The sequence below is a fragment of the Streptomyces sp. NPDC038135 genome, assembly GCF_055601245.1.
In genome coordinates, this window is sequence record NZ_JBVJXS010000003.1 from 1 (window position 1) to 12119 (window position 12119).

Sequence of the window (12119 nt, forward strand, 5' to 3'; positions counted from 1 at the left end):
TCTTTTCTCGACCCGATTTCCTCGGTGCTTTCCAGGTTCCCGCTCTCGCGTTTCCCTTTCCGGCGGTTCCGACTCTATCAGATCCTTTCGGCGTCTGACCCCCAGTCAGCGGGGCTTGTCCTCGCGGCCGTTGGGCCGTTCCGACGTCTCAAACCTTAGCGGATCCGCTCGGCGATTCCCAATCGGGCCGTCGAGTCCCTATTCGAATTGAATTCAGGCATGCCTAAAACAATCCCTAGGGAGATCGTGCTGGTGGTGTGAGGTGCCGCTCGAGGCGGCGGAGGCGTCGTCGAGGAACCGTTACGGCTCCGCGGCAACCCGAAGAACTTTACGGATCGGGCAGGGGGGTGTCAAGCACTCCCTGTCAAGATCTTTTGTCGGGCTCAGTCCAAGTCGCTGAGCCGGCCGCCGGCGTCCGGCTGGGCGTGCTCGACCCGGCGCAGGAGCCTCGTCAGCACCTCGCCGAGCACGGTGCGCTCACCGGGGCTGAGGTCCTGGAGCAGCTCCTCCTCGAAGACGGTGGCGAGGCGCATCGCCTCCAGCCACTTCTCGCGGCCCTCGGGAGTCAGCTCGACGATCACCCGGACGCGGTTGGTCTCGTCCCGCTCACGGGTGACCAGGCCCTCGGTGACCATGCGGTCGATCCGGTGGGTCATCGCGGCCGGCGTGAGGCCGAGGCGCTTGGCCAGTTCGCTGGGGCCCAGGCGGTAGGGAGCGCCGGAGAGGACCAGGGCCTTGAGGACCTCCCACTCGGCGTTGCTGATGCCTAGGTCGGCGGTCTGGCGGCCGTAGGCGACGTTCATACGGCGGTTCAGCCTGGACAGCGCCGACACGATCTTCTCGACCTGGGGGTCGAGGTCCTGGAACTCGCGCTGGTAAGCGGCGATCTGTTCTTCGAGGGTCGGCTCCGTGACGCCGGGCGTGTCGGCCATGGCCGCAGTATGGCACGACGTCCCTTTGCCTTGAAGTCCTTGAATGTGTACTCTTTAGCTTCGAACTTTAGCTTCGAAGTCTTCACTCCTAACTTGTGAGAGAGGTGAACGTGACCAGGGCGATGGGCGCAGCGATGCGCCGGATCCACGTGGGCAACGCACTCAGCGCTTTCGGGCTCGGCTTCACGGTCCCCTACCTGTACGTCTATGTGGCGCAGGTGCGGGGCCTGGGGTCCATGACGGCGGGTCTCGTGCTCGCCGTCTTCGCCGTGGCCGCGCTGATCGTGCTGCCGTTCGCAGGCCGGGCGATCGTGCGCCGTGGCCCGCTGCCGGTTCTGCTCGCCGCTCTGGTCACCGCCGCGCTGGGCGCGCTGGGTCTGGGACTCGCGGGCAACGCGGGTGCCGTACTGCTGTCTGCCGCGGCGCTCGGCGCCGGGCAGGCCGTCATGCAGCCGGCGCTGGCCACGATGATCGTGGACTGCTCCACGGCGGAGACCAGGTCGCGGGCGTTCGCGATGCAGTTCTTCCTGCAGAACCTGGGACTGGGCGTCGGCGGCCTGATAGGCGGCCATCTGGTCGACACCACCCGGGTCTCCTCCTTCACCCTGCTGTTCGCGATCGAGGCGGGGATGTTCCTGCTGCTGGTCGCGGTGATGGCGAGCGTGCGGATGCCGCACTCGCCGCGCATCGCCGACGCTCCCTCCGCCGGGACGCGGGGAAGCTGGCGGCGGCTGCTCGGGAACCGGGTGATGGTGCAGCTGTGCGTGCTGGGCTTCGTGCTGTTCTTCGCCTGCTACGGGCAGTTCGAGTCGGGTCTGAGCGCCTACGGCGTAGAGGCCGCGGGGATATCGACCTCGGCGCTCGGTACCGCGCTGGCCGCGAACACCCTGATGATCGTCGTCGCGCAGTTCGCCGTGCTGAAGTTCGTCGAGCGGCGCCGGCGGTCACGGGTGATCGCCGGTGTCGGACTGGTCTGGGCCGTGGCCTGGATCGCGGCAGGGTACGCGGGGCTCGGGCACGGCAGCCAGGAGATGGCGACGGCGGCGTTCGTGTCGACGTACGCGCTGTTCGGTCTGGGCGAGGCGATGCTGTCGCCGACGGTCGCCCCGCTGGTGGCCGATCTGGCGCCGGAGGGGATGGCCGGGCAGTACAACTCGGCTTTCGCCCTGGTCAAGCAGTTGGCCCTGGCCGTCGGGCCGGCGGTGGGCGGCCCGCTCGGCGCCTCGCTGCACGCGCCGTACATCGTGACGTTCGTGCTCTTCTCACTGGGGATCACGGTGCTGGCGTTGCGGCTGGGGCGCGGGCTGACGGTAGCGCAGGACCAGCCCTGGGCCGCCGCGAGGAGCCGGGTGGTGGCCCGGGGTGCGGCTGCCGAGCCGGTCGTCGCGGAGGCGTAACCACCGCGCGCACCGCCGACGGCCGCTAGTCCTTCGGCAGCAGGAACTCGCACCACACCGCCTTGCCTCCGCCTGGGGTTCTTCGTGAACCCCAGGCGGAGGCGATGGTGGCCACGATGGCGATGCCCCGGCCCGACTCGTCGGCCGGTTCCGCCTGGCGGCGGCGAGGCAGGTGGTCGTCGCCGTCGGTGACCTCGATGATCAGGCGGCGGTCGGTGCGGCGCAGTCGCAGCCGCATCGGGGGTGTGCCGTGCTGGAGGCTGTTGGCGACCAGCTCGCTGGTGGCGAGGACGCCCAGGTCGTGCAGTTCGGCGGGGAAGCGCCAGCTCGTCAGGACGCCCGAGGCGAACGCTCTCGCCCGGGGGGCCGCTTCCACTCCGCCGAGGAGTTCCAGGGCCGCGTTGCGGAAGAGGTCGCCCTGGGGGCCCTTGCGCGCGGGGTGCTGGAGGACGAGGACGGCCACGTCGTCGTCGTGGTCGGCGGTGACGCCGGCCGAGCGGACCAGGCGGTCGCAGACGACCTGGGGGGTGCCGGTCGCGCCGGACAGGGCGCGCTCCAGGGAGGCGATGCCCTCGTCCAGGTCCTCGTCCCGCCGCTCGACCAGTCCGTCGGTGTAGAGGACCGCCGTGGAGCCGGGGCCCAGCGCGATCGAGCCGGAGGCGTGAATCCAGCCGCCGGTGCCGAGCGGCGGGCCGGTCGGTTCGTCGGCGCGCAGCACGGTGCCGCTCTCGTCGCGGACCAGGATCGGCAGATGGCCGGCGGAGGCGTACACCAGGCGGCCCTCGTTGGGGTCGTGGACGGCGTAGACGCAGGTGGCGATCTGGTTGGCGTCGATCTCGGTGGCGAGGCCGTCGAGGAGCTGCAGCACCTCGTGCGGGGGGAGGTCGAGGCGGGCGTAGGCCCGTACCGCGGTGCGGAGCTGGCCCATGACGGCGGCCGCCCGCACGCCTCTGCCCATGACGTCGCCGATCACCAGGGCCGTGCGGCCGCCGCCGAGGGTGATGACGTCGTACCAGTCGCCGCCCACGGCGGCCTCGGTGCCGCCGGGCTGGTAGGTGGCGGCGACGCGGAGGTCGTCGGGCTGTTCGAGTTCCTGCGGGAGCAGGGAGCGCTGGAGGGTGACGGCGGTCTCGCGCTGGCGGCGCTCGCTGGCGCGCAGGCGCTCGGCGGCCTCGGCGTGGTCGGTGACGTCGGTGGCGAAGACGAGTACGCCGGCGTCGCGGTCCCCGTCCTCGGTGACCGCGACCGGGGTGCAGGTGAACGTGTACGAGCGGCCGTCGACGGCCTTGCGGGACTTCAGCGTGCGGGGTCTGCCGCTGCGCAGCACCTGGTCGAGGAGCGGGAGCAGGCCGAGTTCGGCGAGTTCGGGCAGGCCTTCGCGGGCGGGTGCGCCCGGTGGCCGCAGGCCGAATGCCGAGGCGTAGGCGTCGTTGACGTAGGCGATGCGGTGCTCGGGGCCGTGGACGAGGGCGACGAGGGCCGGGACGCGGTCGAGGACGTCGCGCGCGGGCAGATCGTCGACGGCGGGCACCGGCGGGGCCCCGTCGGCCGGCTGTCCGGCGCGGGCCATGGGCACGGAGCCTTCCCCCCGGCGGTCCGGCGGTACCGCGGTGTCGGTGCGCGCGGCGGTGCGGCGCTGCGTTCCGGGGAGCCGGGCGCTCCAACGCGTGAAGTTCACAGTGAGGAAAGCCTCGTGGGTGCTGTGGGCGGGCAGGTGCCCGTCCGAGGACGTGGGGCAGTCTGGCAGGTGGCCGTCCGCGGCGACATCCGTCAGACGCCGGGGCGGCCCGTGGAGTTCCCGGGCGCGGTCAGGACGACCCCTTCGGGTCGTCGGAGGGGCTGTGGGGAGGCTTTCCACCGGCCGCGAGTTCGAACTCCGCGCGCGGGTGTTCGAGCGAGCCCAGCGAGACGATCTCCCGTTTGAAGAGTCCGGCGAGCGTCCATTCCGCCAGGACCCGGGCCTTGCGGTTGAAGGTGGGCACCCTGCTGAGGTGGTAGACGCGGTGCATGAACCAGGCAGGGTAGCCCTTCAGCTTGCGCCCGTAGATCTGGGCGACGCCCTTGTGCAGGCCGAGGGACGCCACCGAGCCGACGTACTTGTGGGCGTACGTCTCCAGGGGCTCGCCGCGCAGCGCGTGGGCGATGTTGTCGCCGAGGACCGCTGCCTGGCGGACGGCGTGCTGGGCGTTGGGTGCGGTGTGGGCGCCGGGTTCGGCGGCGGTGACGTCGGGGACGGCCGCGGCGTCGCCCGCGGCCCAGGCGTGCGGGGCGCCGTCGACGGTCAGTTCGGCGGTGCACTTCAGGCGGCCGCGCGCGTCGAGGGGCAGGTCGGTGGCGGCGAGCAGCGGGTGCGGTTTGACGCCGGCCGTCCACACCAGGGTGCGGGTCGGGAAGCGCTGGCCGTCGCTGAGGACGGCGACGCGGTCGGCGCAGGACTCCAGGCGGGTGTCCAGCAGGACCTGGATGTTGCGCCGGCGCAGCTGGGTGACGGTGTAGCGGCCCATCTCCTCGCCGACCTCCGGAAGGATGCGGTCGGAGGCCTCGACGAGGATCCATTTCATGTCCTCGGGGCGGAGGTTGTGGTAGTAGCGCGCCGTGTAGTGGGCCATGTCCTGCAGTTCGCCGAGCGCCTCGACTCCGGCGTAGCCGCCGCCGACGACGAGGAAGGTGAGGGCGGCGTCGCGGACCGCGGGGTCACGGGTGGAGGAGGCGATGTCCATCTGCTCGATGACGTGGTTGCGCAGTCCGATGGCCTCCTCGACGGTGCGGAAGCCGATGCCGTACTCGGCGAGGCCGGGGATGGGCAGGGTGCGGGCGACCGAGCCGGGGGCGAGGACGAGTTCGTCGTAGCCGACGAGCTCGGCGGTCCGGCCCTCCTCGGCGGTGGCGAGGGTGGAGACGGCGGCGGTGCGCACCGCGTGGTCGATGGAGGTGACCTCGCCGACGACGATGTGGCAGTGGTTCAGGACGCGGCGCAGCGGTACGACGACATGGCGCGGGGAGATGGAGCCCGCGGCCGCCTCGGGGAGGAACGGCTGATACGTCATATAGGGGTCGGGAGTGACGACGGTGATGTCGGCCTCTCCCCGCCTGAGCTCCTGCTTCAGCCTTCGCTGCAGGCGCAGGGCCGTGTACATCCCGACGTAGCCGCCGCCGACAACCAGAATGCGCGCACGTTCCTTCACCATCCCATGACGCACCCGGCGCTCTTGTTTGTCCACAGCCCCGGCAATTTGTGTGACCGGCGAGCGGGGGTGCGGGCGTCGGCGCGCGCTGTCCGGGCGGGGAGGAAGCGGGCAGGTCAGCAGGGGCGGCCCAGAGGGGGCGAAGGGTCTGTATCGGGGCGTAACCGGCCCGTAGTCCGATCGAGGGGCGCACTGTGCGGAACCTGCCCCTTCTGAATTGACTGTCTCTCAACTATGTTCGTGTGTCGACGGGGTGTAGGGGATGTGGCCGAACGGGTCCGCGAAGGCGGTTCCGCTCGGGACCGATGCCAGGTCCGCGCACTCCGTTTCAGTGGCGGGGAGTCTCCGGGGGGAGACGTCATTTACCGGGGGAACACATGCATGTTCAGGACACTCATTGGTCGTCGGCAGCCGCTCTCGCCTCCGGCGGCACGGCGGTGAGCGCGGCGCATGGCGGGCGCGCGGACTCGGCGCGCACGACGCCGCTGCGGGTGGACGCGCAGCGCAATCTGGAGCACGTGCTGCGCGCGGCGCGTGAGGTGTTCGGCGAGCTGGGGTACGGCGCGCCGATGGAGGACGTGGCACGGCGGGCGCGGGTCGGGGTCGGCACGGTGTACCGGCGCTTCCCGAGCAAGGACGTGCTGGTCCGGCGGATAGCCGAGGAGGAGACCGCGCGGCTGACCGAGCAGGCGCGGACCGCGCTCGGGCAGGAGGACGAGCCCTGGTCGGCGCTGTCCCGCTTCCTGCGGACGTCCGTGGCGTCCGGCGCGGGCCGGTTGCTGCCGCCGCAGGTGCTGCGGGTCGGCTCCGCCGGTGCGGGCGACTCGGCCGGCCCGGTCGGAGTGGTGGGCGCGGTCGGTGCGGGCGGTCCGGTGGGTCCGGTGGGTCCGGTCGGCTCCGGCGACGAGTTCCGGGTGCCGCAGCAGCGGGTGCAGCCGGGCGGCGGTGAGCTGCGGCTGGTGCCTGAGGAGGCGTCCGCGGCCGTGGCCGACGACGCCGGGGTCGGCGCGCTGCTCGAGGTCGTCGGGCAGTTGGTGGACCGGGCCCGGGAGGCGGGCGAGCTGCGGACGGACGTGTCCGTGGCGGACGTGCTGCTCGTGATCGCCACGGCGGCTCCCTCGCTGCCGGACGCGGCGCAGCAGGCCGCGGCTTCGGCGCGGCTGCTGGACATCCTGCTGGAGGGGCTCCGGTCCCGGCCGGCGTAGTGGCGGCGGCCGTCCCCCGCCCCGCGTCCGCGGCGGCGGGTCTGCCCCACCCGCACCGCGGTGCGCCTTCGCGGCCGGGCGGTGCGGGTGGCCCGCGCGGTGTGCGCGGGCGGGGGTAGTTCGGCGCCAACTGGGCGCTGGGAGGCCGAATTTCTCGTTCGGGTGACGCCTGGTACTGCGGAGATCGCCGCTGTGGCACCCTGAGCCGGTGACGGGTTGGGCTGTGCCGGTTTCGGGGGCTTTGCGCGATGGGCGTTGACGGGCGGGACGAGCCGCGTGGGGACGGTGACTCCGAGACCGGAGGACTGACCTCGCCGCAGGTGCCGAAACAGGGCGGGCCGGCCGGGGCGCCGGTCGAGGCGGGTGTGCCCGCGCAGCGGGACGGCAGGGCGCCCTCGGCCCGGCGGACGCCGCCCGCGGACGGTGAGCTGATCCACCGGATGCGCGGCGGCGACGACTCCGCCTACGCGGAGCTGTACCGGCGGCACGCCGACGCCGTGCGGCGCTACGCCCGTACCTGCTGCCGTGACGCGCACACCGCGGACGACCTGACCGCCGAGGTCTTCGCCGCGATGCTTCAGGCGGTACGGGGCGGTGCGGGGCCCGAGTACGCGGTGCGCGCCTATCTGCTGACCTCGGTGCGGCGCGTGGCCGCGCACTGGGCCAGGTCCGCCCGGCGCGAGCGGCTCGTCGACGACTTCGCCGTGTTCGCCGAGCAGGCCGCGCGGCCCTCGGAGGGGGCCGCTGACGACTCGGTGGACGTGGGCGCCGATGTGCGCGCGTTGCACGAGGCCGAGCAGTCCATGGCGCTGCGGGCCTTCCGCTCGCTGCCCGAGCGCTGGCAGGCGGTGCTCTGGCACACCGAGGTGGAGGACGAGTCGCCCAGTGACGTGGCGGTTCTGTTCGGGCTGGACGCCAACGGCACCCGGGTGCTGGCGAGCCGGGCCCGGGAGGGGCTGAAGCAGGCCTATCTCCAGGCCCATGTCAGCGCGGCGCTGACCGCTGACGAGGAGTGCGCGCGCTACGCCGACCAGCTCGGCACCTATGCGCGGCGCAAGCTGCGGCTGCGCGCCGAGCGGGGGCTGCGCAAGCACCTGGAGGAGTGCGCCAGGTGCCGGCTGGCGGCCGCGCAGGTCGAGGAGGTCGCAGGCGGTATCCCGGCGGTTGTGCCGGTCGCCGTCATCGGCTGGTTCGGGGCCGCCGGGTACGGGAAGGTCCTCGCGATCATCGCCGGGGGCGCCGGGGCGGGCGCCGCCGGGGCCGCAGCGGCCGGTGGGTCCGCCGGGGGTTCGGGGGCCGGTGGGGCGGCCGCCGCCGAGGGGCTCGGGGTGCCGGTGAAGGCCGGGATCGCGGCCGGTGTGGTCGCGGTGGCCGCGGCGGCGGTGGCGCTGGCCCTGGTGAACGACGGCCGTCCGGGGCGGGAGGTGGCCGGGCCGTCGCCGTCGGCTCCCGCCGTGACGACGCCGGCGCCGTCGGCGTCCGCGTCGCCTCCCGCGTCGTCGGCCGCGCCGACTTCCGCCCCGAGGAGGCCGCCGGTCGCGCCGCCGGTGGTGCCGGCCTCCCGGAGGAGTCCGACGCCGGTCTCCTCGGCTCCCTCTCCCGCGCCGACGGGTGCTCCGCGGCCCACTTCGACGCCGGGTCCCGATCCGAGTCCGACGGCCACTCCCAGTCCGGCTCCGCCTCCTCCGCCGGCTCCCGTCGTCTACGAGTGGAGCCGTCTGCGCTACGACGTCAACGGCGACGGGACCGCGCCGGAGATGCGGCTGTGGGGGAGCAGCTGGGTGTGGCAGCGGTACGGGATGTCCGTCGGCGGGAAGCGGTACGCGCGGGGTGTCAGCGTGCACGGTGGGTCGTCCGTGGTCGTGGACCTCAATCGCCGGTGCACGGCGTACGACGCGCTCGTCGGGGTCGACGACATGACTCTCGGTCTCGGTGAGGTCGTGTTCTCCGTGTACGCCGACGGGGTTCCGGTGTGGCGGTCCGGGGTGGTCGCGGGGCGGGACGCGGCGGTGCCCGTGCATGTCGATCTCACCGGGCGGGAGCGCGTGCGGCTGGTGGTGTCGCCGGGGGGTCCGGGGTTCGGGCGGGTGGCGCTTGCGGACTGGGCGGAGGCGCGGTTCAGCTGCTGAGGCGGGGGCGCCGGTGCTCGGGGGTTCACTGAGCCGATGCTTCCTCGGTGCCCTGAGCCACGGTGGGCCGGGGGCCTGGTCGCGCACCGGCGCCGGAGATGCACCGCTGCTCGGGGATCCGCTGAACCGGTGCTCGCTCAGCGCCCCCAGCCACGCTGGGCCGGGGGCCGGGACGCGCACCGGCGCCGGAGAGGCACCGCTGCTCGGGGATCCGCTGAACCGGTGCTCGCTCAGCGCCCCCAGCCACGCTGGGCCGGGGGCCTGGTCGCGCACCGGCGCCAGAGAGGCACCGCTGCGCCCACCCGTGCCGCCCCTAGCGGCACGCATGCCCGCAGCTGGGGCGAGCCCGATGCCGTCAGCCGGCTGGGGGTGGGCGCTGGCCCTAGCACTCGGGAGCCCGCAGCTGGGGCGGGACCACGCAGCCTCATCGGCCGCTGCCGGGTGGGCGCCGCCCCTGGCTGCATGCATGCCAGCAGCTGAGCGGCTCGAGTGTCGGTGGCTGCGCGGGCTCGGGGGGCCGCAGTCCCCCGGTGTCTCCCCTTCCCCCGGACACGGTTCAAGCGCCGGAGGCCAGGGCGTTTTTGCGGGGTTGGATTCCTGAGGGGACTGCTCGGGCTCGGGCTGGGGTGCCGGTCCAGCAAGTGCCTCGGCGGGACAGCAGGCGGCGGAGCCAGAGTTCGAGGGCGGTCAGGTCGGCCAGGCCGTCCAGGGGGAGGGGTTCGCCCATCGCGGCGGCGCGGACGGCCTTGCGGATCACCCGGGCCTCCACCAGGCCGGCGTCGGCCAGCAGGGGTGTGGCGAACAGGTCCATCAGGTCGTCGGCGGCGAGGCGCAGGCCCGCGCGGGTGGCCGCCGCCGAGGAGGCCTGGGACGGGGCGCCCCAGCCGGGCGGGAGGTCGGTGACGCCGGCGCCCTCCAGCACCCTGCGCAGGACGGAGGCGCGGGCGCCGGGCTGGACGCGCAGGGCCTCGGGGAGGGCGCGGCAGGCGCGGACGACCTGGTTGTCGAGGAAGGGCGCGTGCAGCCGCTGGGAGCGGACCTCGGCGGCCTGCTCCAGGACGCGGAGGTCGGCGGCGTGGCGGGCGAGGGCGGCACGCGCGCGGTAGTCGCCGGGACGCTGGCCGGAGCCGAGGGCGGACCGGTCCGCCTCCCCCTGCAGCAGAACCGATACTTCAGCCAGTGCCTCCCCGGTCAGCCAGCGGGCCGCCGGGCCGGGTCTCGCCCAGGTGAGCCCGGCGAGGGAGGCGCCGACCGCGCCCTTGGGCTCGTCGAAGCGCTGGCGCATCAGCCGCTCGGCGAGCAGTTCCAGGCCCGTCCGGTACGGGGTGCGGGCCAGTCGCCGGGCGGCGCCGTACACACGGGCGGGGACCATCACCGAGCCGTCGGCCCGGGCGAGCGCGGCGACCGGCCGGACCAGGTGGCGCCGTCTGCGGTCCAGGAGGAGGTCGGCGAGGCGGGCGGGGTGGGCGTCCAGGACCTGGCGGGCGCCGTGTCCGGTGAAGTGGTCGGCGCTGCCGGCGGCGAGGCGGGCGCGGTGGCGGGCGGCCGTCACCAGGGAGGGGCCCGGTTCGTCGGTGAGGGGGCCGTCGAGATCGGCGTACGGCAGGCTCTCCTCGCCTCCGGTGACCACGACGTGGTGCAGGCGCGGGTTGGCCGCGAGGGCGCCGGCGCGTTCGACCTCGGACTCGCGGCCGCGGACGGCGAGGTCGTTGAAGGTGACGGCGAGCAGCCGCTCCCCGGCGCCCGTGCCGTGGCCGAGCAGCGTGCCGGGCCTGCCGGGCAGCCCGGCGGCCAGCAGGGCGAGGGTGCCGGAGGCCGGGCCGCCGGACAGGTCGGCGCCGATGCCGGGCACGGGCATCCCGCGCGCGGCCCGCCGCTCGGCCGGTCCCATGCCGGGCACCGGCCCGGGGTCGAGGTCGGGCACGTGCCGGGGCGCCGACAGCCGTGTCCGCACCGCCTCGACGAGGGCGTCCCGTACGGCGTCCACCGCGACGTCCGGGTCGGCGGGGGGCGCGGCGACCGCGAGGGAGGCGACCGGCTCGTAGCCGGTGATCTCGCGTGCTCCGGCGCGCAGGACGAGCGCGTGTCCCGGCGGCACGCGCCGCACGCCCTCGTAGGGGGTGGTGTCGCGCAGCGCGGCCGGTACGTCGGGGGCGGCGAGGAGGGCGGCGAGGTGGCCGAAGTCGAGGTTGGCCTCGATGAGGTCGGCGAGCGGCAGCGCGGCGGTGGCGTAGGCCGTGCCGCCGGCCCAGGGGGCGTGGAAGACGGGGCGGGCGCCCGCGAGGTCGCCGCAGACGGTGATGCGGCGGCCCACCTGGACGACGGCGGTGTAGCTGCCCGGCCAGGCGGTCAGATGGCGCAGCGCGCCCCCGCGCGCGGTGAACAGGCCGCGCCGCAGCTCTTCGTCGGTGGCGCCGCAGGTGCCGAGGACGGCGATGCGGTTCTGCGCGTCGGCGTGCACCACGCGCACCTCGTCGGGGCGCCAGTCGCCGACGGCCCACAGCGGGTCGGGGTCGCCCCACAGGAGGTGGGAGCCGACCGGGTGCAGCGTCTCGCCGTCGTGTCCGGTGGCGCCGGCGGAGCCGATTCCGGCGACGCCAGCGGCGGTGCTGCTCCAACCCACCAACCACCGCATCGACGCCTCCACACAGCGTGGACAACCAGTGCACCGTACGAACCGGACCCATGCTGCCATGAAGAACGCGCCACGGAGGCGCGGTGACGCCGCCTTCGATCGAGGGAAACCGGTGCCGGAAGTCGCAGGGGGCGGCAGAGTACCGGTTGCGCGCCGGTGGGTGAACACCCGGTCGGTCGGGCGGCGGTGGCGGGAGTGCACGCCAGCGGTGCGACGCGAATGCGCCCCCTGCGTGCGCCCCGAAAACGCCCTTCACGCCCTCAAGTCCCGTGGTGGGAGCGGTATTCGCTCAACCGGGGCGGGGGCTGTTTTCAGCCAAATAAGTGACAGGCTCAGGGGTTTGAGCACGCTCCGTACAGGCCTGCGCAAGGCCTGTACGTACGGGCGCGCGCACGGTCCGGGAGGCGGTCTTCGCCCCCCGGACCGGTCCGCCACCCGCGGGGATGAAGGCGGCGGTGTCCCCCAGCCCACTGGATCCAGTACAGCGGGCCGACCCACGCGACTGCCATGGAACCGCTCCCCGGATGGCCGGAGAAGAGCGCACGGGCGGGCGCACGGCCACACGTGCGGGGGCACGCCGCGACGCCTCGTGCACGGTGCGTACAGGACCGTACTCCCGTACGGACCACAATCCCG

At 74.0% G+C, this 12119-nt stretch carries 7 protein-coding genes; 3 read left to right on the forward strand and 4 right to left on the reverse strand.

Annotated features, from left to right (window positions below):
- Positions 1–383: 383 nt before the first annotated feature.
- Positions 384–932, reverse strand: a complete 549-nt coding sequence (locus tag ACZ7JA_RS08355; protein WP_389306374.1) for a MarR family winged helix-turn-helix transcriptional regulator — start codon at positions 930–932, stop codon at positions 384–386.
- Between the two features lie 122 nt (positions 933–1054).
- Between ACZ7JA_RS08355 and ACZ7JA_RS08360 the strand changes: the two genes are divergently transcribed.
- On the forward strand, positions 1055–2329 hold the full coding sequence (locus tag ACZ7JA_RS08360; RefSeq protein WP_389306378.1) for an MFS transporter: 1275 nt from the start codon (positions 1055–1057) through the stop codon (positions 2327–2329).
- 25 nt (positions 2330–2354) lie between these two features.
- Here the strand turns inward: ACZ7JA_RS08360 and ACZ7JA_RS08365 are convergent, their stop codons facing one another.
- Positions 2355–4007 carry an ATP-binding SpoIIE family protein phosphatase gene (locus tag ACZ7JA_RS08365; protein WP_389306372.1) on the reverse strand — a complete coding sequence of 551 codons (1653 nt, stop codon included), beginning with the start codon at positions 4005–4007 and terminating at the stop codon, positions 2355–2357.
- Between the two features lie 130 nt (positions 4008–4137).
- Entirely contained in the window at positions 4138–5517 is a 1380-nt protein-coding gene (locus ACZ7JA_RS08370) for an NAD(P)/FAD-dependent oxidoreductase (protein ID WP_351661277.1), read from the reverse strand.
- 374 nt (positions 5518–5891) lie between these two features.
- Between ACZ7JA_RS08370 and ACZ7JA_RS08375 the strand changes: the two genes are divergently transcribed.
- On the forward strand, positions 5892–6719 hold the full coding sequence (locus ACZ7JA_RS08375) for a TetR/AcrR family transcriptional regulator (protein ID WP_470807716.1): 828 nt from the start codon (positions 5892–5894) through the stop codon (positions 6717–6719).
- Positions 6720–6967: 248 nt separating this feature from the next.
- Positions 6968–8848, forward strand: coding sequence for a sigma-70 family RNA polymerase sigma factor (locus ACZ7JA_RS08380; RefSeq protein WP_470807717.1), 1881 nt, complete (start codon positions 6968–6970; stop codon positions 8846–8848).
- A gap of 556 nt (positions 8849–9404) precedes the next feature.
- On the opposite strand, the gene ACZ7JA_RS08385 is transcribed toward ACZ7JA_RS08380, so the two are convergent.
- Positions 9405–11483: an asparagine synthase-related protein gene (locus ACZ7JA_RS08385; RefSeq protein ID WP_351661286.1), complete on the reverse strand. Its 2079-nt coding sequence runs from the start codon at positions 11481–11483 to the stop codon at positions 9405–9407.
- Positions 11484–12119 lie beyond the last annotated feature (636 nt).